At 47.4% G+C, this 24,533-nt stretch carries 26 protein-coding genes; 23 read left to right on the plus strand and 3 right to left on the minus strand.

Annotation, left to right across the window (positions count from 1 at the left end; genetic code table 11):
- The first annotated feature begins 16 nt into the window (after positions 1–16).
- The 6 genes from EV210_RS11620 to EV210_RS11645 all read left to right on the plus strand — a co-directional run bounded on the left by EV210_RS11620 (position 17) and on the right by EV210_RS11645 (position 8,023).
- Positions 17–538, plus strand: a complete 522-nt coding sequence (locus tag EV210_RS11620; protein WP_132080384.1) for a flavodoxin family protein — start codon at positions 17–19, stop codon at positions 536–538.
- A complete protein-coding gene (gene hutW, locus EV210_RS11625) occupies positions 535–1,941 on the plus strand; it encodes a heme anaerobic degradation radical SAM methyltransferase ChuW/HutW (protein WP_132080386.1) in 1,407 nt (468 codons plus the stop codon). The genes EV210_RS11620 and hutW overlap by 4 nt, the downstream gene beginning before the upstream one ends.
- Before the next feature lie 195 nt (positions 1,942–2,136).
- Complete coding sequence (locus tag EV210_RS11630) at positions 2,137–3,099, plus strand: ABC transporter substrate-binding protein (protein ID WP_243650527.1); 963 nt, start codon at positions 2,137–2,139, stop codon at positions 3,097–3,099.
- 18 nt (positions 3,100–3,117) lie between these two features.
- Complete coding sequence (locus EV210_RS11635) at positions 3,118–5,040, plus strand: TonB-dependent receptor plug domain-containing protein (protein WP_243650528.1); 1,923 nt, start codon at positions 3,118–3,120, stop codon at positions 5,038–5,040.
- Positions 5,010–5,951, plus strand: a complete 942-nt coding sequence (locus EV210_RS11640; protein WP_243650529.1) for a ChaN family lipoprotein — start codon at positions 5,010–5,012, stop codon at positions 5,949–5,951. Before EV210_RS11635 ends, EV210_RS11640 begins: the two co-directional genes overlap by 31 nt.
- Before the next feature lie 326 nt (positions 5,952–6,277).
- The gene (locus EV210_RS11645) at positions 6,278–8,023 is read left to right on the plus strand and encodes an ABC transporter ATP-binding protein (RefSeq protein ID WP_132080392.1); all 1,746 of its coding nucleotides are present in this window, start codon (positions 6,278–6,280) and stop codon (positions 8,021–8,023) included.
- 4 nt (positions 8,024–8,027) lie between these two features.
- Here the strand turns inward: EV210_RS11645 and EV210_RS11650 are convergent, their stop codons facing one another.
- Both EV210_RS11650 and EV210_RS11655 read right to left on the minus strand, forming a co-directional pair.
- Positions 8,028–8,486, minus strand: a complete 459-nt coding sequence (locus tag EV210_RS11650; protein WP_132080395.1) for a sporulation membrane protein YtrI — start codon at positions 8,484–8,486, stop codon at positions 8,028–8,030.
- Positions 8,486–8,824, minus strand: a complete 339-nt coding sequence (locus tag EV210_RS11655; RefSeq protein ID WP_132080398.1) for a YtrH family sporulation protein — start codon at positions 8,822–8,824, stop codon at positions 8,486–8,488. The genes EV210_RS11650 and EV210_RS11655 overlap by 1 nt, the downstream gene beginning before the upstream one ends.
- A 190-nt stretch (positions 8,825–9,014) precedes the next feature.
- Here EV210_RS11655 and EV210_RS11660 point away from each other — a divergent pair, with 190 nt between their 5' ends.
- Together EV210_RS11660 and EV210_RS11665 are read left to right on the plus strand one after the other, a co-directional pair.
- The gene (locus EV210_RS11660) at positions 9,015–9,377 is read left to right on the plus strand and encodes an arsenate reductase family protein (RefSeq protein ID WP_132080401.1); all 363 of its coding nucleotides are present in this window, start codon (positions 9,015–9,017) and stop codon (positions 9,375–9,377) included.
- Positions 9,378–9,413: 36 nt separating this feature from the next.
- Entirely contained in the window at positions 9,414–9,869 is a 456-nt protein-coding gene (locus tag EV210_RS11665; RefSeq protein WP_132080404.1) for a GNAT family N-acetyltransferase, read from the plus strand.
- A 46-nt stretch (positions 9,870–9,915) separates the two neighbouring features.
- On the opposite strand, the gene EV210_RS11670 is transcribed toward EV210_RS11665, so the two are convergent.
- Positions 9,916–10,494, minus strand: a complete 579-nt coding sequence (locus EV210_RS11670; protein ID WP_243650530.1) for an ECF transporter S component — start codon at positions 10,492–10,494, stop codon at positions 9,916–9,918.
- 321 nt (positions 10,495–10,815) lie between these two features.
- On the opposite strand from EV210_RS11670, the gene EV210_RS11675 reads away from it, so the two are divergent.
- From EV210_RS11675 to EV210_RS11745, 15 genes are all read left to right on the plus strand, one after another.
- On the plus strand, positions 10,816–12,414 hold the full coding sequence (locus EV210_RS11675) for an ABC transporter substrate-binding protein (RefSeq protein WP_132080407.1): 1,599 nt from the start codon (positions 10,816–10,818) through the stop codon (positions 12,412–12,414).
- 13 nt (positions 12,415–12,427) lie between these two features.
- Positions 12,428–13,435 carry an ABC transporter permease gene (locus tag EV210_RS11680; RefSeq protein WP_132080849.1) on the plus strand — a complete coding sequence of 336 codons (1,008 nt, stop codon included), beginning with the start codon at positions 12,428–12,430 and terminating at the stop codon, positions 13,433–13,435.
- Entirely contained in the window at positions 13,428–14,294 is an 867-nt protein-coding gene (locus EV210_RS11685; RefSeq protein ID WP_132080410.1) for an ABC transporter permease, read from the plus strand. Before EV210_RS11680 ends, EV210_RS11685 begins: the two co-directional genes overlap by 8 nt.
- A gap of 12 nt (positions 14,295–14,306) precedes the next feature.
- Positions 14,307–15,242, plus strand: coding sequence for an ABC transporter ATP-binding protein (locus tag EV210_RS11690; RefSeq protein WP_132080413.1), 936 nt, complete (start codon positions 14,307–14,309; stop codon positions 15,240–15,242).
- 15 nt (positions 15,243–15,257) lie between these two features.
- Positions 15,258–15,869 (plus strand): ABC transporter ATP-binding protein, encoded by a 612-nt coding sequence (locus EV210_RS11695; RefSeq protein ID WP_132080416.1) that lies wholly within the window; start codon positions 15,258–15,260, stop codon positions 15,867–15,869.
- A gap of 80 nt (positions 15,870–15,949) precedes the next feature.
- Positions 15,950–16,483, plus strand: a complete 534-nt coding sequence (locus tag EV210_RS11700) for a CBO0543 family protein (protein ID WP_132080419.1) — start codon at positions 15,950–15,952, stop codon at positions 16,481–16,483.
- A 152-nt stretch (positions 16,484–16,635) separates the two neighbouring features.
- The gene (locus EV210_RS11705) at positions 16,636–17,523 is read left to right on the plus strand and encodes a LysR family transcriptional regulator (protein WP_132080422.1); all 888 of its coding nucleotides are present in this window, start codon (positions 16,636–16,638) and stop codon (positions 17,521–17,523) included.
- Positions 17,524–17,669: 146 nt separating this feature from the next.
- Positions 17,670–17,846 (plus strand): indolepyruvate ferredoxin oxidoreductase subunit alpha, encoded by a 177-nt coding sequence (locus EV210_RS11710; protein WP_243650536.1) that lies wholly within the window; start codon positions 17,670–17,672, stop codon positions 17,844–17,846.
- Positions 17,847–17,872: 26 nt separating this feature from the next.
- On the plus strand, positions 17,873–19,066 hold the full coding sequence (gene dsrA / locus EV210_RS11715; protein WP_132080428.1) for a dissimilatory-type sulfite reductase subunit alpha: 1,194 nt from the start codon (positions 17,873–17,875) through the stop codon (positions 19,064–19,066).
- Complete coding sequence (gene dsrB / locus EV210_RS11720; RefSeq protein ID WP_165898883.1) at positions 19,059–20,120, plus strand: dissimilatory-type sulfite reductase subunit beta; 1,062 nt, start codon at positions 19,059–19,061, stop codon at positions 20,118–20,120. The genes dsrA and dsrB overlap by 8 nt, the downstream gene beginning before the upstream one ends.
- Before the next feature lie 33 nt (positions 20,121–20,153).
- Complete coding sequence (locus EV210_RS11725; protein ID WP_132080431.1) at positions 20,154–20,936, plus strand: respiratory nitrate reductase subunit gamma; 783 nt, start codon at positions 20,154–20,156, stop codon at positions 20,934–20,936.
- Positions 20,933–22,270 carry a sulfate reduction electron transfer complex DsrMKJOP subunit DsrK gene (gene dsrK / locus EV210_RS11730; protein ID WP_243650531.1) on the plus strand — a complete coding sequence of 446 codons (1,338 nt, stop codon included), beginning with the start codon at positions 20,933–20,935 and terminating at the stop codon, positions 22,268–22,270. Before EV210_RS11725 ends, dsrK begins: the two co-directional genes overlap by 4 nt.
- Before the next feature lie 32 nt (positions 22,271–22,302).
- The gene (locus tag EV210_RS11735) at positions 22,303–22,620 is read left to right on the plus strand and encodes a TusE/DsrC/DsvC family sulfur relay protein (RefSeq protein ID WP_132080434.1); all 318 of its coding nucleotides are present in this window, start codon (positions 22,303–22,305) and stop codon (positions 22,618–22,620) included.
- Between the two features lie 119 nt (positions 22,621–22,739).
- Positions 22,740–24,110 carry a YeiH family protein gene (locus EV210_RS11740; protein ID WP_132080437.1) on the plus strand — a complete coding sequence of 457 codons (1,371 nt, stop codon included), beginning with the start codon at positions 22,740–22,742 and terminating at the stop codon, positions 24,108–24,110.
- Positions 24,111–24,181: 71 nt separating this feature from the next.
- The gene (locus EV210_RS11745; protein WP_132080439.1) at positions 24,182–24,523 is read left to right on the plus strand and encodes a hypothetical protein; all 342 of its coding nucleotides are present in this window, start codon (positions 24,182–24,184) and stop codon (positions 24,521–24,523) included.
- The last annotated feature ends 10 nt before the right edge of the window (positions 24,524–24,533 follow it).

Below are 24,533 nucleotides of genomic sequence, written 5' to 3' on the forward strand. Positions count from 1 at the left end.
AAAAGGAGAGGATTATATGAAAACATTAATTGTATACTCCAGCTTAACCGGTAATACCCGGCAGATAGCCGAAGCGATTTATGAGATTTTTGGCGAACAAGCGGATTTATTCCCTGTGGAAAAGGCTCCATCTGCAGACGGTTATGATCTGGTTGCCGTTGGTTTCTGGGTTGACCGGGGAACTGCCGATAAGAAAGCACAAGGGTATCTAGGTGGTTTGCGCAATCAGCAGGTTGCCCTATTTGCAACCCTGGGTGCTTATCCGGACTCGGAGCATGCTGCGAAAAGCATGGCTAATGCGGCAGCATTACTTGATGAAAGCAATCAGGTTGTCGGAACGTTTATCTGCCAGGGGAAAGTTGATCCACGGTTGATTGAACAATTCAAAAAGCTGCCTGAAGGGCATCCGCATGGCTTGAATGCCGAACGTCTTGCCCGCCACCAGGAAGCTGCCAAGCATCCCGATGCTGCAGATTTAAACAATGCCAAAGCGGTTTTCAGTGAAATTAAAGGGAAGCTGCAAGGAACTGCGCTATGAGGACAACACGTGCTTTCCGGGAAGTTCTCGATACGATGGAACCGGATATATTTGCTTTGGTCGTTGGTCAGGAAACGGACAATCCGCTAACGGATGCGTTTTCGACGAAACGGGTTTTGCATGCTGATGTCCGGGGCGCTATGCCTGACCGTACCAAATGGCCTGACCTGTGGCAGGCCGCACTGGAGCGGCGGGGCGCTGGCAGCAAAAGATCAGCCTATATTCACATCCCTTTTTGTCTAAAAAAATGCCTGTATTGCGGTTTTTTTCAAAACTACTGTCAGGATGATGCGGAAACAGCTTATATTGACCATCTCATTACAGAACTGAAAATGAATGCCGCCAGCCCCGGCTTTGCCGATCCAATTAACGCTGTGTTTATCGGTGGCGGTACACCCAGCTCGCTTTCGGCGGCGAATGCCGCCAGGATGCTAAAAGCGGTGCAAGAGTATTTGCCGTTGGCAAATGATTGTGAGTTGACTCTGGAAGGACGGGTCTATGATCTGATACCGGAAAAGATGGAAGCCTGGCTGGAGAACGGTGTTAACCGTATATCCCTTGGGGTGCAGTCTTTTGATACAAAAGTACGGCGGGCTGTAGGCCGGTTAGATGACCGGGAAACGGTTTTACGGCGGCTGGAAGCGTTATCTGCCTATAATCAGGCGGCCGTTATTGTAGACTTGATCTATGGATTGCCTTATCAAACCCCGGAGGTTTGGCAGGAAGATATTGCGACACTGAAGACGGCAGCGGTGGATGGCTGGGATTTGTATCAGCTAAATGTGTATGAGAACAGTGCGCTCAAAAAGGAAATTGATGCCGGACGCTTGCCGGCGGTGGCGACAATCCGGGAGCAGGCTAAGCTGTTTGCTGCCGCGCATGACACCATAGCGGGCTGGCCTGTTTCCCAAATCAGTGTCTGCCATTGGGCAAAAAGCAACCGGGAACGCAATATGTACAATATTATGGCACAGCAGGGGCATACCATGCTGCCGTTCGGCGCCGGTGCCGGAGGGAAGGTTGGCGGATTATCCCTGATGCAGGAACGGGATACAAGCCGTTACGTGCAGCGAGTCGCCAGTGGTGAAAAGCCAATCATGATGATGATGGCTGCCCATACATCCGCAGATCTCCATGATGCCATTAAAAATCAGCTGAAACTAGGCTATCTGGATATTGACCAGCTTGCCGGCAGGTTTGATCAGCGCATCAGCGAGCTGGAGGCGTTGCTGGCACTTTGGGAACAGCGGGGCCTGCTCAAGCGCGGTGCCGGTATCAGCCGGTTAACGGTTGCCGGACAATTCTGGTACGGCAACATTACGCAATCTGTATTGGAATGTATCAATACCTTGCTCCATGGGGAACGATCATGGAAGCAGGAGAAAATAGCAGCTCAGGGCTAACTGAATTAAAATAAATGTCGTAAGTTTTAAGTTGACAATGATAATCATTCTCACATATAATGAGGACATACGGCCGAAACAATAAAGAAATATTAACACAGAGAGCCCAGAGCTCCGTTGCTAAAGAACAATAGCGCGGGGTTTTTGTGTTTTCGGGGGAGAGTTACATTTTAGAAAAAGTGAGGGTTATGATGCATGATCAACAGAATCTCAGGCGCCGTCATTGTCATTTTGCTGCTCATCGGCGGGTTCATGCTGTTTGGTCAGGAAAGCCGGGAAGCAGTAAGTAAAGAGACGTTTCGCATTCTTACTGACGGTGCGGGGCGCCAGGTTTCCGTTCCGGTGCACCCGAAAAAGGTGGTTGCCCTGAATGCTTCCAGCATTGACTTGTTTACTTCAGCCGGTGGCAATCTGGCTGGCCGGGCTGCTACCGACACACTGCCGCCGGACGTTAAGGCTGCAGTGCAGCAGGTTCCAACTGTCGGGCTTACGCCCAATCCTGATATGGAACAAATTGTTGCGATGAAGCCCGATTTGGTTCTGGCCGCCAATATTCCCTATCACCATGCGCTGGTTCCGGTGTTGGAAAAGGCCGGTATCCCCATTTTGCTGCAGACGATAGACGGCTATCAGCAGATCGTGGATACGCTTCGCCTGTATGGTGAACTGACGGGGCAGCCGGACAAAGCGGCAGCCCGGATTGGTCAAATTGAAAACCAGGTTGCGGCAGCCGTCAATAATACTACCGGCAAACCGGCGCCTAAGGTACTGGTTCTGTGGGGGACCACCGAAAGCTTCAGCATGGCATTGTCAAGCAGTTTTACCGGTGATCTGGTCAAGCGGCTGGGCGGAATTAATGTTTCCGATCAGGCTGACAAAAGCGGGGCAATGGCGGGATATGTACCCCTAAGTCTGGAGTTCGTGGCCAAAGCAAGTCCTGATGTTATTTTATTTATTACTCACAGCTCAGATGAAAAGGTAGAAGAAAAATTCAAAAATGAGCTGGCCAGCCATCCCGCCTGGCAGGGAAGCCCCGCTGTACGCCAAAACCGTGTCCACAAGCTGCCGTACAATCTGTTTGCCGTTAATCCTGGTACCCAGGTTGGCAAAGCGATGGAAGTATTGTCCGGCCTGCTCTATGGCAGTGATTCAAAATAGAAAGGAAGTAATGTGAGAATGATAGCCAAACGGAGAAAAAGCAAGATTGCCTTACTGAGCCTCAGCATCATGACCGCTCTCAGCATGCAGGCCTATGCCGAAGAGGAACAGTTCCAACTGAGTGAAGTGGTAGTTACTGCCACAAGAACGGAGCGGGCAATCAAGGATACACCGGCCAGTGTAGAGGTAATTACGCGAAAAGACATGGAAACAATGGGTGCCGATAGTGTTGTTGCAGCCTTGAAGCTTGCAATGAATATTAATCTTTCTGAAGCAGGCATGACAGGGAATCAGGTAAGTGTACGGGGAATGAATACCAATCAGTCTCTAATTTTGATTGATGGGCGGCGTATGGCTGGTGAAGATACGGCAACAACAATGAATTTTTATGAACTAAACCGTATCAATATCAACAATGTCGAGCGGATCGAAATTGTAAGGGGACCTGTTAGTTCTTTGTATGGATCAGATGCTTTAGGTGGAGTCATTAATATCATTACGCGCAAACCGGAGAAACCGGAAACAACGATTGGACTTTCCAATAGCAGCAAGCAGCAGAATGCCGCCTTTCGCTTTGACCTAGGTAAAGAAGGAAAATGGGCATGGGCTGTAGATACTCTTTTTACCGACATTAAGGAAAAGTCCCGAACAGATAGTACCAATATGTATGGGCCCCGCCAATTTTACAATATTAGTGGTACATATGACATGGCTGAAGGTAAGAATCTCGACGTATTTTTTGAAAGAATGAGTGAGCATTTAAAATCTGATTTCGATGACGACAGCAGAGATTTTTATACCAATAAACGTAATTCTTATGGAGTAAATTATCGGGGAACGAATTCTCGCGGTAATTATGAATTACGGGCGTATAGCAATGAACTGGAGAAAAATAACGATACCTTGCTTGCCGATGGGACCTATAGTGATTTCGACCGGGCAAAGTATAAAACATGGGTAATTGACGGCAAGAATACGATGCAATTGTCAGCAGATCATATCTTTACTTTTGGGGGAGAATATCGGTCCGCCGACTACAGGGGAACCCGGCTTGAAGATAACGGGGATCATGCTTCGACTATCATTGAGCATGGGATCAGCAAACCTATATCGGAGAAACAAATTGACTATCAGGCTGCCTATATTCAGGATGAATGGAAAGTGAATGACAAGCTGTTAATAATTCCTTCTTTGCGATATGATGACAGTGATAAGTTTGGTGATAGCATCAGCCCGAAAATTGGCATGACATACAAGCTTGACAATAATTACCGCTTAAAAGCTAATTATGGTAAAGGATTTAAAGCGCCGAGCATTAGTGAATTGTACATGAAGATGACTCATCGTCCTATTCCAAGCATGACCGTTATTGTTATCGGCAATCCCGATCTCAAACCGGAAGAATCAAAAACTTATGAATTTAGTCTCGAAGGAGAGAAGGGCGCTAACTTCGGAAAACTGACGTATTTTCATAACGATGTAACTGACCTGATCAGCACACAAACCACCCGGGTTGGCATGGTTTATACTTCAAAATATATCAATGTTAATAAAGCTAAAATCGAGGGCATTGAGCTGGAGGCCGGTCGCAAGCTAAATAATAGCTTTACATTAAAAACCGCTTATAACTATTTGGATGCGAAGAATGAAATCAGTGGTGAGCGATTGGATAGCCGGGCTAAAAATAAATATTCGGTGCAGCTCCATTATGCAGATCCTGGTAAATCAGGCATCAGCGGGATTCTCTGGCACGAATGGGTGCGGGATTACCGGTATGTAAATAACGATTATAGCTACAACACTCTGAATTTTACAATGAATAAGCAATGGAATGCCAAATACAGCACCTATTTCGGTATCGATAATATGCTCGACAAAAAGATTGATGAGTTGGTACTTGAGGGACGCTTGTGGAAAATCGGCATGAATATTACTTTATGATAAAATGGAATACAATTGTAGTTGCTTTGCTGGTGAGTTCGTCCCTGCTGATCGGCACATCCATAACAGAAGCGGGAAGTAAAGCCGATTATCGGATATACGATAATCGGTCCGGCAAAGACCTTAGTATGAATAACCTAACTAGGACTAGTAAGGACTACGATGTCGTGGTATTCGGTGAATATCACGACAATCCCGTCCTGCATCGTCTGGAGAAGGAACTGTTGACTGCAGTTTACGAGCAGTATCCCAATGTGGCCGTATCTTTAGAAATGTTCGAACGGGATACGCAGCCGAGCTTGAATGCGTATCTGGCAGGCCGCGTGAAGGAAGCGGTTTTTCTGGAACAGTCGCGGCCCTGGAAGAATTATGGCAGTGACTACCGCCCCCTTGTCGAGTTTGCGAAAACCGAAGGGCTGCCAGTCCTTGCCGCTAATATTCCCCGCTTTATAGCTGCTCAGTATGCTCGCACTGGGACGCTGGCGCTTGAGGAACCGATGCGGCAATACCTGCCGCGCATACACAGTGCTCCTGACGGCGAATACCGGCAGCGGTTTTTCGGTCAGATGCAGGCTATGAGCGACAAACACAGTGCAATGCCGGTGACGGAGAAGCAAATGGAAGCCTTTTATCGTGCCCAGTGTCTAAAGGATGATACAATGGCGGAAAGTATTCTCGATCATCACCGCCGCTATCCGGACAGGAAGATTATCCATTATCAGGGAGATTTCCACAGCCGCTACCGGCTAGGCGTTGTGGAAAAGCTGCAGGCGCTGGCACCGGAGTTGAAAACACTGGTCATTACGCCTGTTTATGTGGACGACTTTCAAAGACTGTCCGAAAAAGCGCGGACTTTCCAGGCAGATGGTGACATTGTGGTATTTGTACAGCAAAAGGAACTGTCTCGTTAGTGCTTGAGCTGGGAATAAGCAAAAAGAGGGTGTCGCATGCTTTTTGAAAAAGTAAATGCGACACCCCTTCTTCCTTTGTACGGCTTTCTACTTTTTTCATCGAAACAAAAGTAGAAAAAATCCGAATTTCTTAACGTAAGCATTTCCCATCCTGCGGACCGCATTTTTCCAGAAGGGCCGAAAGGAAACGAAGATAATAGTTACACGTTCTTTTAGCAAACAGCGCTTTTTTACCCAGACAAACTTTGCATGGCTTTGATTTACTGTGGTAAGATATGACTATTACTAAAGAGGTTCTGTCGTCTCTTGGAAATCGGAGGTTTCTTATGTCTATCTGGTCAAAATTCATTCAATATTATAAACCGTACCGCTGGTTGTTTTTTACGGATTTAGCCTGTGCATCAGTCGTTTCCTTAGTGGATATTGCCTTTCCGCAAATTCTCTATTATCTTACTCATGGTGTTTTTACCCGGAGTGCGGTAGAAATCAAACAGGTTTTAGGTACGGTAGCTTTCGGCATGCTTGCCTTGTATCTACTTCGCTACGCCTGTCAGTATTACATTACGACCTGGGGCCATATTATGGGTGCCCGGATGGAAAGCGATATGCGGCAGGATTTATTTGATCATTATCAGCGGCTGTCTTTTTCTTATTATGACCGAAATAATACCGGTGAAATGATGTCCAAGCTGGTTTCCGATCTGTTTGACATTTCTGAGCTGGCTCATCACGGGCCGGAAAACATTTTTATCTGTACCCTGAAGATTGTCGGATCGTTTGCCTTATTAATGTTCTTGAATGTCAAAATGACGCTGATTCTCTTGCTGGTGACTTTGCTGATGGTTTGCTTCAGCATTTATAAGAACAAAAGAATGAAAGCTGTTTTTATGGACAACCGCAAACGGATAGCCGGAGTGAATTCACAGGTACAGGACAGTCTTGCCGGTATTCGTGTTGTCAAATCCTTTGCCAATGAGGAGCTGGAACGGGACAAATTCTGTACTGCTAACCTGCAGTTTCTGGATTCCAAGGTCAGCAGTTATCGCATTATGGGCAGTTTTCATGCCGGCAACGGCCTCTTTCAGGGCTTATTGTATATGGCCGTGCTGGTGAGCGGCGGCTATTTTGTTGCTGAGGGGACACTGCAGGTAACCGATTTAGCGGTATATGCCTTGTATATCGGCATCTTCATGAATCCGATTGATGTACTGATTAATTTTACCGAGCAATTTCAAAAAGGGTATTCCGGCTTTAAGCGATTTATGGAAGTGGTGAGTACGGTGCCGGAAATCCTGGAAAAGCCTCATGCCCTGTCTTTGCAGGCGGTAAAAGGCCACATCGAATACCGCGATGTTTCCTTCCGCTATGATCAGGATACACAAGTGCTGGATGGTGTGAATATTACCATTGAGGCAGGAAAAACAGTTGCGCTGGTAGGCCCTTCCGGGGGTGGTAAAACAACCCTTTGTTCTATTTTGCCCCGTTTCTATGACGTAAGCGGCGGCGCCGTTTTAATCGACGGCCATGATGTAAGGGATGTGACATTGAAGTCGCTGCGCAGTGCGATAGGGATTGTCCAGCAGGATGTATATATGTTTGCCGGAACGGTACGGGATAATATCGCCTATGGCAAGCCGGAGGCAAGTGAGGCAGAGATTATTGAGGCGGCGCAGAACGCTAATATTCATGATTTTATCATGAGTCTGCCTGACGGCTATGACAGTTATGTCGGCGAACGGGGAACCCGTCTTTCCGGCGGGCAAAAGCAGCGTATTGCAATTGCCCGCGTATTCTTAAAGAATCCACAGATTCTCATTTTGGATGAAGCCACTTCCGCATTGGATAATGAGAGTGAACGCTATATTCAGGCCTCGCTGGAGCGCCTCTCTAAGAATCGCACGACAATTGTCGTAGCCCACCGGCTGAGCACGATCCGCAATGCCGATGAGATTATCGTCATTAATCACAACGGCATTCAGGAACGGGGCAGTCACGACGAATTACTGGCCGAAAACGGACTGTACGCCAAATATTATAATATGCAGTTTGAAGGCTTGGACGAGCTGGAATAGAGATTTACCTGCTGAGCAAGACTGCAGTGACCCAAATCTTCAATGTATCGGAAATCACCATTTTGCGCACGGACAGCCTGAAATCTCGGTCTTCTAAACGAATAACCCGGTTATCGATTACGGCAGTTAGTAAATCCGGATTCAGGTTGGTGACTTCTTTGCCGAAGAGCGGGTAGTATTGCTCTTTTACATGGATCATTAAAGCGTCCTTGTCCGCTTGATCCCCTGTCAACTGGAGATCAACCTCAATTTTTTTGATGACCGTTGCTTTCTTCTTTGACGATACTTCTAATTTTTCCAGAAGGGCATCTTTTTCCTTAACCGCTGTTTGCAGAGCATGGATATGCTGATAAGCAGTATCGAGTTCGTGGCCGGTATACGCTGTCACGAGTATAGCTCCTGCACACAGACCGCCTAAAAAGCCGGTCAGAAGAAAAATAAAATAAGATTTGCGGTTGGCCATTATTCGCTCCAGCTCTGACCGCAGCGTTTAATCAGCATGATAAAGCTAAAACCGGCATTGGCTCCGGCCAGCGCTGCCAGCACATAGGCAAGCTCTTTGGCAACGGAGCGGATATTGCCGCGAAAAAACCCCTGGTCTAAGGCCTCAAGTGATTGAAATGTTCCTCCCAAAGCAGCGGCAACAGCCCAGATTTTGAGGGAATCGGCAACTGTCACCATTGTTTTAACCGGCGGATGGTGGCTGATTACTGCTGCCAGTCCGGCAAACAGGCTTGCGCCGACCATTACGCCCAGGGCAATAAAAAAGTTGATGACCAAGGTACTGATAAAGGCAGACATATAAGACCGGTACCTCCTCGATAAAACGGCTATAGTTAATATATAGTCGCCAGGGAAAAATCCATGCTAACTACTCACAGCAAAACTCCTGCCGGTCTTTGTACTGGCAGGAGTTTTGCTGTGAGCTTAGAAGTAGTTTCTTACAGACAATCATTGTTGTTAAGCAGTCCGCACTGAGGAGGAATTGAGGTTGAGTAAAAAATATGTGTTTATCTGTTATCCGAAATGCACTACCTGCCAAAAGGCGCAAAAGTGGCTTGATGCACATGGTATTGCCTATGAGCAGCGCAATATTAAAGAAGAAAAACCAACAGAGGCTGAGTTAAGGGAATGGTGGCGCCAAAGCGGTCTGCCGCTGCGCAAATTTTTTAACACAAGCGGCTTGTTGTATAAATCACTGGAATTGAAAGACAAACTGCCCGGTATGTCTGAAGCCGAACAGCTGTCTCTGCTGGCGACGGACGGGATGCTCGTCAAACGGCCGCTGTTCGTAACAAGCTCAAAAGTCTTAGTGGGATTTAAAGAGCAGGAATGGGAGCATCTGGATACCTAATAGAATAAGAAGCAAGAAATTTGCGGGGTGATTGGCATGGAAATCAAACTTGATGATTTAACCGGAGAGGAAACGGCCGCTTTTATCAGAGGTCATCTACAGGATTTGGCCCGGCATTCCCCTCCGGAAAGCAGGCATGCTTTGGATCTGACAGGTCTGAAACAGCCGGATGTTACATTATGGAGCGCCTGGGAACAGGGCCAGCTGCTGGGCTGCGGAGCGCTGAAAGAACTGAATAGCTGGCATGGGGAAGTGAAATCCATGCGGACGAATACGGCACATTTGCGCAGCGGGGTGGCAAAACGCCTGCTTGCTCACATCATCCAAACAGCGCGGCAGCGGGGCTATAAGCGGCTAAGTCTGGAAACCGGTTCTATGGCCGCTTTTGAACCGGCGCAAAGACTGTACGCTAGCATGGGCTTTCAGTATTGTGAACCTTTCGCCGACTACAAAGAAGATCCTAATAGTGTATTTATGACCAGGGAATTATAAAAGCGAAAGAGCCTGCTCTCCAATCGTGAGAACAGGCCCTTAACAGTTAATGCAGCAGATGCGACAGCTTTTTATAGATAAGGATGGTAATCAGTGATACCAACAGCCCTTTTAGAAGGTTGAACGGGATAATGGCAAATAGGATGAAGGTCTTTAAGTTAATGATAAAGGGATTAACGGCATGTCCCATGTTGACTACCGCTTCGCCGGGAAAATTCAGTACTGCCTGATAAAGCGGAATCAACACCCAGTAGTTTAACGCTGCCGCCGCCACTGTCATGGCAATTGTTCCGGAAAGCAGTGCAGTGATGGCTCCTTGCCGGCTTTTATAGCGCCGGTAAATAAAGCCTGCAGTCAGGACGAAGGCGCTGCCAACCAAAAAATTTGCCAGTTCGCCGATGCCTGCTGTCTGTGAATTGGTCAGGTGCAGCAGGTTTTTCAGCAGCATTACCCACAAACCGGCAAGCGGGCCCATGGAAAAAGCGCCGATGATTGCGGGGATTTCACTTAAATCCATTTTTAAAAAACCGGGCATAAATACGATGGGAAAATCCATGAGCATGAGGATAACGGCAGCACCGGCCAATACGGCAGTCCGGGTCATATACATAAATTGCAGTTGCACAGGTAATTTCCTCCAGGGATCTGAGCTTATAGGGCTCATTATACTTTTTTTTCACCAATAGCGCAATGTCCGGCATAGGCAAATCATAGCCAGTCAGCTTTACAGAGTAATGATTAATTGTTATAATTTGTATAATGAAATTATGAAGATTTTATTATGGCAGAAGCCATAGGTGTGTTTTACATAGGATTGGTAGAAGAATATAGGTACAGGAAACTGTGGTATGAAGCCATTGGGGCGAGTTATTTGCCCAAGGTCTTTTTGCCACTTTTTTTGTGGCAATTCATGGTTATAGAAAAATATAAGCTGGGGGAGAAATGGATGAAGAATAAAAAAATAGCGCTCATGTTACTATTCGTATTTTTAGTTACGCTGGCCGGGTGTGGGAAGGCTGATAAAAGTGCTGCCACGACAGTAAAAGATAGTGTTGTGATTGCCATGGATGCCGAATCAGAGCCGGCGGCCGGCTTTGATCCGATTATGGGCTGGGCTGCCGGTGAGCATACGCATGATCCTTTAATTCAAAGCACCTTGCTCATTACCAAAGATGACATTACCATTGGTTATGACTTGGCGAAAGACTATACCATTTCTCCTGATGGCCTTACCTGGACTTTCAAAATTCGTTCGGATGTGAAGTTTACGGATGGCGTTCCGCTGACCGCCAAAGATGTGGCATTTACTTATAATCATGCAATGCAGCAGGCAACTGAGACGGATTTATCGATGTTACAATCCGTGGAAGCAGTTGATGATACTACTGCTGTTTTTCATTTGAATACGCCTTATTCGGCATTTGCCTATACGGCTGCTGTGGTCGGAATTGTGCCTGCTCATGCCTATAACGCCGCAACGTATGGCAAAAATCCGCTTGGTTCCGGCCGGTACATTCTCAAACAATGGGATAAGGGCCAGCAAGTTATTTTAGAAGCAAACCCGAATTACTATGGCGAAAAGCCCAAAATGAAAAAAGTAACCATCGTGTTTATGTCCGAAGATGCCGCTTATGCAGCGGCTAAAGCCGGGCAGGTCGATGTGGCGCATACGGCTCCGGCCTATACTGTGAACCCGATTAAAGGCTATAACATTCTAGCATTTAATTCTGTAGATATTCGCGGGCTTAATCTCCCTGCGATTCCGGCGGGAAAGCAGACACCTGCCAGGAAAAATGGCGAAACTTATCCTGCCGGCAATGACGTTACTGCCAATTTAGCTATTCGCCAGGCCATTGCCTGTGCGATTGACCGGGAAGCCATTGTCAAGAATGTGCTGTATGGCTATGGTTCGGTAGCTTATACGGACAGCCTTAATGAACCATGGGAAAACGAAGCGATGAAAGTGGCCTATGATCCGGCAAAAGCCAAAGCGATCTTAGAGGCAGACGGCTGGAAATTAAATGGTGAGGGTATTTATGAAAAGCAGGGCTTAAAAGCCGAGTTTGATCTGCTTTATATTTCATCGAATTCTGTGCGAACCGGTATTGCTATGGCAGTCAAAGAAATGCTGCAGCAAGTTGGCATTAAAGTGAATCCCGTAGGATCAAGCTGGGACAAGATTTCGACATTATGCTATGCAACCCCGCATGTATTTGGTGCCGGACTACACTCGCCTACCGGCGTGAGAAGCCATTATTATACCGGTAAAAACTATGCTTCTTATTCCAATCCGACAGTAGATCAATACATTGATCAGGCCTTAGCAGCGAATTCTGTAGAAGGCTCTTATGAATTTTGGAAGAAGGCGCAATGGGATGGGCAGACCGGTGTTACACCGCAGGCTGATTCCCCCTGGGTGTGGCTGGTGGAAATCAAGCACATCTATTTTGCCAAAGAAAACCTAAATGTGGTTGATAACAAGATTCATCCCCATGGCTATGGCTGGACAATTGCGAATCATGTTCATCAGTGGTCTTGGAAGTAATGAGGTATGAATGATGGATATAGGACCGTACTCCGGTATTGCTAAATATATCGGAAAAGGGATCGTTAAAATAGCTACATTGTTAATTGCCGTGAGCATTCTTTCTTTTATCCTGGTTTCCATGTCTCCGGTCGATCCGGTGCGCGCCTATATTGGCGAAGTTGGTATAGCTAATATGAGTGCCGAAAACCTGGCCAGACTAGAGGCCTATTTTGGTTTGGATACGCCTCCGGTTGTGCGGTATTGGAATTGGTTTACCGACTTTTTGCAGGGGAATATGGGAATATCCCTGTTTTACCGTCAGCCGGTTGCCAGTGTTATTCATGTCAAATTTATGAACTCCATGGCCCTAATGGCGGCGGCCTGGATTTTCTCGGGCGTATTGGGCTTTGCATTGGGAATTACGGCTGGTTTTTATCGCGGCCGCTTTATTGACAGAGTAATCAAAGGCTATGCATTACTAATTGCCAGTACGCCAACATTCTGGCTGGCTTTAGTTTTGTTGATGGTGTTCGCTGTATGGCTGCAGCTTTTGCCAATTGGTTTAAGTGTGCCGATTGGGGTAAATGCCGCAGAAGTTTCTGTTTTTGACAGCTTAAAACATTTAATTCTGCCGGCTTTAACCTTAAGTGTCATTGGCATTGCCAATATAACACTGCATACCCGGGAAAAAATGATTGATATTATGGCGGAAGATTATATTCTTTTTGCCAAAGCACGGGGCAAGAGCAGGCTTGCGATTATTCGCAATCATGCGCTCCGCAATATTATGCTGCCTGCAATAACCTTGCAATTTGCCTCGATTAGTGAAATTTTTGGCGGTTCTGTCTTGGTTGAACAGGTTTTTTCTTATCCAGGCCTGGGTAAAGCGGCTGTTGCTGCCGGATTAGGCGGTGATGCACCGCTTTTACTGGGAATTGCGGTAATTAGTGCAGCATTAGTATTTAGCGGCAATTTTATTGCGAATATTTTATATGGGATCATTGACCCTAGGATAAGGCGGGGAAGCACCAATGAATAAACCCGTTTCTGTAACTGTTTTGCAGAGATATCATCGGAACGGCTTCAATCAACGGAGTCGGACGATTGTATATTTGGCTGGTGCCAGTATGTTTTTATTCGCAATTACGGTGCTCGGTACTTTGCTGGGCGATAAAGCGATTACCACAGATTTTACCCAAAAGAATTTGTTACCCCAATTGTCCCACCCGTTCGGTACCGATTGGCTGGGCAGAGACATGTTGTCCCGCACTTTGAAAGGGCTGTCTATCAGTATTTATATTGGTCTTTTTGCTTCCAGTATTAGTGCCGCTATTGCCGCTGTTTTGGGAGCTGCTGCGGCCACCTTAGGAAAAAAAGTAGATGCAGTCATAACCTGGTTTATCGACTTAGTAATGGGGATTCCCCATCTGCTGCTGCTGATATTGATTTCCTATGCTTTAGGGCGAGGCACGTTTGGCGTTGTTGTGGCCGTCTCAATCAGCCACTGGCCGGTTCTGACCCGCATTATCCGGGGGGAAATCCTGCAGCTGAAAGAAGCCAATTATATTAAAATTGCAGAAAAGCTGGGGCAAAGTAAGCTGAAAATTGTGGTGAAGCATATGCTGCCCCATGTTTTTCCCCAGTTTCTGGTTGGGTTAGTACTGCTTTTCCCTCATGCTATTTTACATGAAGCAGCGCTTACTTTTTTAGGCTTTGGTTTGCCGCCGGAGCAGCCCGGTATTGGCATTATTTTATCAGAAAGTATGAAATATCTGGCGCTGGGGATGTGGTGGCTGGCACTTTTTCCAGGCGCATTTTTACTGCTGACCGTCTTTCTCTTTGATAGGATTGGCGAAAGCCTGCGCAAGATAATTGATCCGCATAGTGCCCATGATTGATGAGGGGAATGATTGTCCTATATGCATACTAAACCTATTTTGCAGATCAAAAATTTGTCTGTTTCGTTTACTCAGTATGAACAAGGCTTGCGGCAATGTGAGTTAAATGTGATTCGTGATTTGCAGGTTTCTGTTCATGAGGGTGAGCTTGTTGCCGTAGTAGGAGCCAGCGGTTCGGGGAAGAGTTTACTGGCTCATGCTGTGCTGGGTATTTTACCGCGTAATTGTAATGCTGAGGGCGATATCTGGTTTGAGGACGAGCTATTGTCCCCCCGGCGCATTGAAGAGCTGCGTGGCAAAAAGATTGTGTTGGTACCACAAAGCGTAACATACCTTGATCCGTTAGAAAAAGTCGGCAAGCAAGTGAGGCGGGAGCGCAATGAAGCGGATATTCGCCAAAAACAAGAAGAACTGTTTGCGTTCTATAAACTGCCGCAGCAGACTGCTGAGCTGTACCCTTTTGAATTATCCGGCGGCATGGCACGCAGAGTGCTGCTTACCACCGCTATGATGGAAACTCCCCGCTTGATCATCGCCGATGAGCCTACTCCCGGCCTGCATCTGGAGGCAGCTAAAAAAGCCATGCGCCATTTTCGTGAATTTGCCGACCAAGGCAATGGCGTGCTCCTTGTGACGCATGATATTGAATTAGCGTTGGAAGTAGCCGACCGCATTGCTGTTTTTTACGCAGGGACTACTGTTGAAGAAGCGCCGGTAGCAGATTTTCAGTCTGTTGAAACGCTGCGCCATCCTTACACAAAGGCCTTATGGCACGCTTTGCCTCAGAATGGATTTCAGCCTATTTCCGGTAACCAGCCGTATGCCAAAAATATGCCGCAGGGGTGTCCTTTTGGTCCCCGTTGTCTTAAATTTACAACAGAATGTGAAGGGACCATTCCGGAGCGGATGATACGCCTTGGAAAAGTTCGCTGCCTTCATGCGGAGTAAGGAGTGAATGTAAGAGTGCTAGAAGCCAAAGGTATCTCATTTGGTTATAAAAAGGGAATTCATTTGTTTACTAACGTGCACTTGGCAGTGGAGAGTCATGAACGAGTCGGTATTGTGGCTCCCAGCGGTTTTGGAAAAACCACCCTTTGTCAGATTTTAGCAGGCTATCTTAGACCTGTCAGTGGTCAGGTATTATTGGATGGCCAGGATATTCATGCCAGGAAAGGGTATTGTCCCGTTCAGATGATTTGGCAGCATCCGGAGAAATCCGTCAATCCCCGGCTGCGGATGAGGGATGTCATTGCAGAAGGTGATGAGATTGAGGAACGGATTCTGACGGGGTTAGGAATTGAACGGGATTGGTTTACGCGTTTTCCCGGCGAATTATCAGGCGGAGAACTGCAGCGTTTTTGTATTGCCAGAGCGTTGGGAAAACGGACAAGATTTCTCATTGCAGATGAAATCAGCACGATGCTTGATCTGATTACCCAAAGTCAAATATGGAACTTTTTGTTGGCTGAGGTCGCCCGTAGAAATATTGGTCTTATTGCTGTTACCCATAGCAAGTCATTGCTGGAGCGTATCGCAACCAGGCAGGTTATACTTGAGACAGATGTGACTGAATAAGTTCAGTAATTTTCAGGATGGAATCCTCCTAGCTGGGCAAACTAATCAGAAAAAGCTTTTTTGCAGGCAGGAGTGAGCATATGTGGCTCATTTTGGTATTTAGGATATGTCTTTTGACTGGTTTTCTGGTATCTGTATGGAAATGGGGAGACTGGAAAAACTGGAAAAACTATTACCCATCTGTATTATTTGTCATGGTGGTCAATTTAAGTGTCAGCTACCTGGGGTATCATCATTCTTTCTGGATTTTTAACCCCGATGTTCTTGTCGATACACAGACGGTGGTGGAGCTGTTAAATACGTATATTTCTTTACCGGCAACAACACTGTTGTTTTTATCCTATTGGCCCCGTCAAGGCTGGGGCCGGCAAGGGAAGTATCTTGCATTGTGGGTTTTCCTTTACGGGGCTATTGAAGGAATCGATCATTACTTTATTCATGGAATTTCCTATGGTAATGGCTGGTGCTATGGTTATTCCTTGCTTTTTGACTGTGCCATGTTCACCACAATTGCGGTTCATTATATACGGCCATTATGGGGCTGGATCATGACTTTTACGGCAGTTGCCAGTGTTGTAATCGCCTTTAAAATATTTTTATCGGAAATGAAATAAGCTAAAAAAGCTGCTGCCCGGCAGTTTTTTTTATTTTAGCTGTGGGAACTTTTTCACTTGTGCTGCAGGAATTCCTGGTAATTACACAGAAAATTTGCAATAAATGACAATCCTGCCTGGGAAAATGAAGTGCGGTAAGGTGAGGCGAAAAAATGCTGGATACACAATTGCAGGTTTTTAAATGTGTGGTCGATAAAGGTAGTTTTTCCTTAGCAGCTCAGGAACTATATATGACGCAGTCATCGATCAGTCAGCAAATCCATGCACTGGAATGCCATTACGGCGTAAAACTTTTTGACCGGCTTCACCGCCGGATTGTGATAACCGAGGCGGGACGGGCGCTCTATCCTTATGCGGTGGAATTAGAGCGCCTCTATCAGGATGCCGATAAAAAGCTCCGCGGTCTGATGGATGTAATCAGCGGACGTCTTGCTATTGGCGCCAGCCTTACCATCGGTGAATATCTGCTGCCGGAAAATCTGGTACAATTCAGCCAGCTCTATCCGCTCGTCAATATTTCCATGACCATTGAAAATACAGAAAAGATCATTAGCAAGGTAATGGATGGCAATTTAAGCCTGGGGTTTGTGGAAGGCTTGTATGAACCGGTTGCCGCATTGGCTGATTACTGTTTCAGCGGAGATCAGCTGGTGATTATTGCCTCACCTGACTATGCTGCAGCCGGACACTGTGTATCCCTGGCCGATATATTACGCGAACGCTGGGTATTGAGAGAGACGGATTCGGGTACACGCCGCGTGTTTGAACAGTTTGTTCAGCAGCATGGCAGCCATGTGCCAGACCTCAATATTACGATGGAGCTGAGCAGCACGGAAGCCATTAAAAATGCCGTTAAAGCAGGTATTGGCCTGGGAGTAATGTCCTGTTTGGCGGTGGCTAATGAAGTCAAACGGGGCGAATTAGCGATAATTGACCTGCAAGAAGGCGCGATTAAACGTAATTTTACGATGCTTTGTCACAGAGATAAGTTTCAAACACTGGCTGTGGAGAAGTTCAGTGCCTTTATCACTAAGAAGTAGGACATGTTTATATATTCCGAATTTTCGCATTAAAAAAACCGATGTCAAACATCGGTTTTTTTAATTTTACAGGCCTGGCTCAGCCCCCTAGAATGAACTTAGGTCCTTGGTAAATTTTTCACTATTTGGAGGTGAAAAATGTGTTTATGGTAACCGTTGCGGAGGAGCTTTGCGTTGGCTGCGAAGAATGCGCCAAATCCTGTCCGGCCCATATTTTCATCGTAGAAGGTGGCAAAGCCATTGCCGGTGCAGATGAATGTTTAGGCTGTCAGAGCTGTGCAATGGTATGTCCGGTGGGCGCTATTACTGTAGAGGAATACTAAATCGATTTTATGGAGGTGGACGCTGCATGGATGACAGAAAGACACCCTTGCTGGATGAATTGGAAAAGGGAGACTGGCCGAGTTTTGTAACCGAAATTAAGCGCGCAGCCGCAAAGAACAAAAGTGCCGCGGATCTATTGGCTCAACTGGAATCTTCTTACGAAGAAAATATTGGCCATTGGAAGCATGGCGGGATCGTAGGCGTAAAGGGATATGGCGGCGGCGTGGTGGGCCGTTATTCGGATGAGCCGGAGAAGTTTCCTCATATTAAGGAATTTCATACGATTCGCGTTAACCAGCCTGCCGGTTTTTTCTATACAACCAAGAAACTTCGTCAATTAGCCGATATTTGGGATAAATACGGCAGCGGACTTTATAATTTACACGGCTCCACAGGTGACTGTATTCTGCTTGGGACAACAACGGAAAATCTTCAGCCCTGCGTTGATGAACTGGCGGATATCGGCTTTGATCTTGGCGGCTCCGGCGGGGCCTTGCGGACACTGTCCTGCTGTGTAGGCGCAGCTCGCTGTGAAAAGGCCTGTATAGACAGTATGCAGATTATTCATGACCTGACACTTCATTATCAGGATGCCATCCACAGACCAGCCTGGCCTTATAAGTTCAAAATAAAAGTTTCTGCCTGTCCCAATGACTGTGCGGCAGCTTCTGCCCGGTCCGACTTAGCCATTATCGGCATATGGCGGGATGCGATCCGTATCGATAATGAAGCTGTGCGGGCCGCTGTTGACAACGGCTTTGATATCTTTAACCGGGTTATCCGCAAATGCCCGAGTGAGGCTTTGCTGTGGGACACAGAAAAGAAAGAACTGACTGTCTGCGCCGAAGACTGTGTTCACTGCATGAACTGTATTAATATGATGCCCAAAGCGATCAGTATTGGCCGTGAGCAGGGCGCAGCCCTGATGATCGGTGGTAAAGCGCCTGTAGTAAAAGGTGCTATGCTGGGCTGGGTGCTTGTTCCTTTCATCAAGCTGGAGCCGCCTTATACGGAACTGAAAGAAATTATCGATAAAATTACCGACTGGTGGGCTGATCACGGCAAAAACCGGGAACGGGTCAGTGAACTGATTGTCCGCATGGGTCTGGCTAATTTCCTGGAAGCAGTAGGACTTAAGCCTCTGCCGCAAATGGTGCATGAACCGCGGAGCAATCCCTACATTTTCTGGAATGCAGAGGAGGTAGAAAAACGTGGCTAGAACTGACTTTGGACCACCCGATTACCGTGAAATGGTTCCACCGATTATCAAAGAAAACTACGGTGACTGGAAATACCATACTGTTCCCCGGCCAGGCGTATTAAGGCATGTCAGCAACAGCGGTGCCGTACTGCATTCAGTGCGCGTAGCCTCGCCTCGTCTGGTCAGCAGTGAATGGATTCATGATATTTGTGATATAGCCGAAAAGTACTGTGACGGTTATCTCCGGTTTACTACCCGCAATAATGTGGAGTTTCTCGTAGCTGACGAAACAAAGCTTGAGCCGCTGCTTGCCGAACTGGATGAGAAGGATTACCTGATTGGCGGAGTGGGGCTTTCAATCAGTAATGTGGTGCATACGCAAGGCTGGATACACTGTAAGAGCGCTGTTACCGATGCTTCGGGCATTACCAAAAGCATCATGGATGAAATGACCGGCTACTTCACCGGTAAACAGAAAGTACCGGCCCGGCTGCGGATTGCTGTTGCGTGCTGTGTGAATATGTGCGGTGCCTGTCATTGCTCGGATATTGCCATTGTCGGCATTCACCGCACTGTACCCCGTATTAATGACGAAATGGCCAGCCGGATCTGCGAAATTCCGACTACCGTTGCGTCCTGTCCTACCGGAGCTATCCGTCCGAACCCCAAATTAAAGAGTGTCGAGATTAATCCGGAAAAATGCATGATGTGCGGTAACTGCACAGTTGTCTGCCCAGCCATTAAAATTATGGATCCGGTTAATGACGGCGTTTCTATCTGGGTGGGCGGCAAAGTTTCCAACGCCCGTACGGCGCCAATGTTCTCCAGGCTGGCAATTCCTTTCATTCCGAATGAACCGCCGCGCTGGTCTACCGTAACCGCTGCCGTAAAAAATCTGGTTGAAGTATGGGCGGCGAATGCCCGTGACGGGGAAAGAATGGGTGAGTGGATTGGCCGTATTGGCTGGGAACGCTTCTTTAAGCTGGCGGATCTGCCTTTCACCGATAAGCATATTGATGATTTCACGCACGCTAAGACGACGTTCCGTTCCACTACTCAATTCAAATTCTAGCAATAATGCTGCAAGAACGGCAGGAGGGTTAATATGCTGTTGTTTATCGGCCAAATATTTCCCTACATTGCCATGGCTGTACTCATCTTAGGGATGGCCTGGCGGGTGCGGAGCTGGCTGAAGGTTCCGGTGCCGTTTCCAATTACGATATTTCCCGCCCCTGGTACTTCGCTGGGGCGGATAAGCGCGGTAGGTAAGGAGCTGCTGCTGTTTAGCAGTTTACGCCGTGGGGATACCGGTTTATGGTTTTGGGCCTGGGTTATGCATGTGGCGCTGGCCATGATTATCGCCGGACATATCGTGGGTATTTATTATGTAACACATCAGTTTACTCTGATCGGCTTAACTGAACAGGCGAGTTCTCAAGCTTCTGCGATTATTGGCTCCATAGCCGGTGTCGGTTTGCTGCTGGCCCTTATTGTCCTGTTGTACAGACGGGTAGCTATTCCGGAAGTCAAGCGCCTGTCCGACCCTGCTGATTATTTTGAATTGCTGTTATTACTGGCGATTGTAGTCACTGGCATGCATATGAGAACGGTAAGTGAGATCAACCTGCCAGCTATTCGCGAATATCTGGGCGGACTGATCATGCTGCATCCGGTAGCGATACCGCCGGAACCGATTTTCATGAGTCATTTCTTTCTGGTTAATAGTCTAATGATATACTTACCATTTTCCAAACTGGTACATATGGCAGGCTTTCTTGTCAATCGTGCCATGCTGGTGGAAGCTCCACCCAGCTATCCGGCAAGCTCCGGTGCAGCAGGGAGAAGCTCTCAGCCTGCTCATATCGTAAAGGGGGGCACTGAGCTATGATAAAGCCGCCTATGCATGTTGCTAAAGCAAAAGAGACCGCAGCAATAGGCTTTCCCCTGACCGCGGAGCCGGATCAGCCAGACCGGGCAATCGAGCGGCTGGATCGCTTGCGGGAGTCAATGCGGTCGGTAATGGTCATGCTGGAAACCTGTACGAAATGCGGGCGGTGTGCTGAACAGTGCCATAGCTATCTTGGTACTGAGGATTACTATAACGTTCCTGCCGCCAGGGCGGAGCTTATGCGGCGGGTATATAAGCGTTATTTTACGCTTCAGGGGAGACTGTTTGGCCGCTTTGCCGGCGCTGAGGAATTGGACGGTGCGACGCTAACAAAATGGCTCACGTACTTTTACCAGTGTAATGAATGCCGGCGCTGTGCACTATTTTGCCCCTTTGGCATTGATACGGCTGAAATTACGATTGCCGCACGCCATATTCTGTCCGAGCTCGGTATCATGCCGAAGTTCATGCAGGGCATTGCCGCCAATATGCAAAAAACCGGCAATAATATGGGACTTCCTGCACCGGCGATTGCGGACAATGCTGAATTTATGGAAGACGAGATGCAGGAAGAGACCGGGCTTACTATTAAAATACCGATTGATAAGCCGAATTCGGATGTACTGTATATTCCCTCGTCTGCGGATTTTTTCACGAATGTTGATACGATGATTGGTGCAGCAAAGCTGTTTTATCATTTGGGATTAAACTGGACAATATCGACAGCTATCCTGGAAGCCGCTAATTTTGGCTTGCTGTTTAACCTGGATGTGATGAAAGAACATAATCGCCGCTTAAGCGACGCTGCCCGGCAGCTGGGGGCTAAGCTGGTTATTCAGGGAGAATGCGGCCATGGCTGGCGGGCAGCTAAGATGTACACACAGGGCGCCAACGGACCGGTCGATTTTCAAATCAGGCATATTCTTGATTTTACGGCCGAGTACATTGACCGTCTGCCGCTCCAGAAACTGCCGCTTCGCGCTACGCTGCACGATCCTTGCAATTACGGCAGGGCCGGAGATCTCATTGAGCAGCCGCGGAAGATTCTCCGGGCAGTGGTTACTGATTTCGTGGAAATGACGCCTAACCGGGAGGAAAACTTCTGCTGCGGCGGCGGCTCAGGCTTGCTGATGGAGGAAATGAAAGAGATTCGTATGCAGCTGGGCAAAAAGAAAGCCGAACAGGTGAAAGCAATTGACAATCTGGACTATTTGGTTATTCCCTGCTCGATTTGCAAAGCACAGCTGCCGGCGGTAATGGAGTATTATGGTGCAGATGATTTTAAAATGGGCGGATTAATGGATTTGGTCGGTAAGGCCTTGGTATTGAAATAAGTAGAGGGAAAGTAAGGAATGGAGGAAAAAGTATGAGCTTAGTACAGGTAAAAGGCACGCAAGTCGAGCTTGATGAAGATGGTTTTCTGGTTGATCCTGAGGACTGGAGCGAAGAGATGGCCGCTTATTTTGCCACGGTAGAAGAGGTTGCCGATCTGACAGATAATCACTGGAAGGTTATCAATTATCTCCGCGATTATTTTAAAAAATTCGGTGTTGCTCCCATGATCCGTAAGCTTTGTAAAGATACCGGCTTTTCCCTTAAGGAAATTTACGAGCTGTTCCCCTCAGGCCCGGCAAAAGGAGCGTGCAAACTGGCCGGACTTCCCAAACCAACCGGCTGCGTATGATTGGCTGAAGCTGCGCTGCCTGTACGACAGGTAGCGCGGTTTTCCGTAACAGTAACAATCAGGAAGGGAGGACATGAGAAGAAGACTGAATTTTCATTGAAATTAAGGAGGAGATTAACATGGCCGGTGTTACACAGACACCACTTTCAGCGCAGAGACCAACGGTTCCGGCAGCACCGCTTCCCATGATGAAGCGGGAAGATACCTGGGCGATTATTATTGGACTTGGTTTGATTGTCGTTGCTACTTTGGCGTTTTTCTCCAATACACTGGGATTATTGAAACCGATGGCGGTTAGTTTTACTGCTTGGACTGATTTTAGCAAAGCATTGGGTGATATATCTTCAAAATTCGGTGGTATCGTCTTCTTATATCTATTCTTTATTGTTGTATTCGGATTTGCCGTACGGGTTATGGGTGTTCATGTACCGCATTTTATTGCCGGATTTACCGTATTGTTTGTCCTTTCTGTTTTTATTTCCTTGCTGGGAATCAACAATGCCTGGAAAAACTGGATGGAGGGACCGCTGCTGGCGTTGGCGGTAGGGATTATTGCCGGTAATCTAATCAAACTTCCCACTTGGTTCCGGGCGGCTTTGAAAACGGAATTTTACGTAAAGACAGGCATTATTCTCATGGGAGCTATTTTACCCTTTACGATCATCCTGTCGGCAGGACCGCTGGCTATTATGCAGGCCACAATCGTATCAGTGGTAACGTTTGGCTCCATCTATTTTGCTGCTACCCGCCTGTTTGGTCTTGATCCTCGCTTTGGTGCCTGTCTGGGGGCAGGCGGGTCCATATGCGGTGTCTCAGGGGCAATCGCAATAGGCGGCGCCTGCCGGGCCGAAAAAGAGCATGTTTCTGTAGCAATCTCGATGGTTGTTATTTGGGCAGTCGTTATGATCTTTTTATTACCCATTTGGGCCAAGGCATTGGGGATGGAGGCCGGGCCGGCAGGTGCCTGGATTGGCACATCCGAATTCGCTGATGCGGCCGGATTCGCAGCAGCAGCGGCAGTTGGCGATGAACGGGCAATTAAAACCTTCACCCTCATGAAGGTAGTCGGTCGTGATATGTTTGTCGGTGTCTGGGCCTTGGTAGTCGCGTTCTTGTCTGTTACGGTATGGGAGCGAAAGAAGGCCGATCAGGCAGAGCGCGTCAACGTAAGTGAAATTTGGAACAGATTCCCGAAATTCGTTATCGGCTTCTTTATCGCTTCGTTATTTACTACGGTGGTTATTGCGATGCTCAGTCCCAAAGAGGGCGCGGCATATTCTAAAGAAGTACTTGGTTTAGTAAAGGTGTTAAGAGGCTGGGCCTTTACCTTTACATTCCTCAGCATTGGGTTTACTACCCGGTTTGGGGAATTAACCCGCCTCGGCTGGAAGCCGTTAGCCGCATTTACGATTGGTGTACTGATTAACGTTCCACTCGGTTACTGGCTGTCCAATGTGGTGTTTGCCGGCTATTGGATGGCAATTAAATAAGCTTGTGCATTTTTTGTAGCGTGGCCCGGCTTGCAGTCCGGCCACGCTACGCTAAATAAAGGGTGATGAATGTGAATAAAGAAAAAGCAGCGGTAGTGACACATATAACACGGGTGGCGCTGTCCCTGGTGCCGGAAGCGCAGATATTGGAGGCGCTGTATTCCCATTTACCGACGCCTGCTGCAGTAAGGGCTGTTGGGAAAATCATGGCAGACCGTACGGAGCGCGTGGCTGCCATGATGGAAATGTTAGCGGAAAGGGGTTTCTCTTTTGAGCAGGATAAGCAAACGATTTTTGCTTATTCGAATATGGTGGAGGCCTATGAAGTGAAGCGGGATTTAATCAGTGCCGGCTTTGCCGACCGTGAATTTCAAATTTATCTGGAGTATACCCGCGGCTGGGGCATGTTGTAGTACTTTATAT

It is taken from the genome of Anaerospora hongkongensis (assembly GCF_004339805.1).
In the GTDB taxonomy this organism is placed as follows: domain Bacteria; phylum Bacillota; class Negativicutes; order Sporomusales; family DSM-15969; genus Anaerospora; species Anaerospora hongkongensis.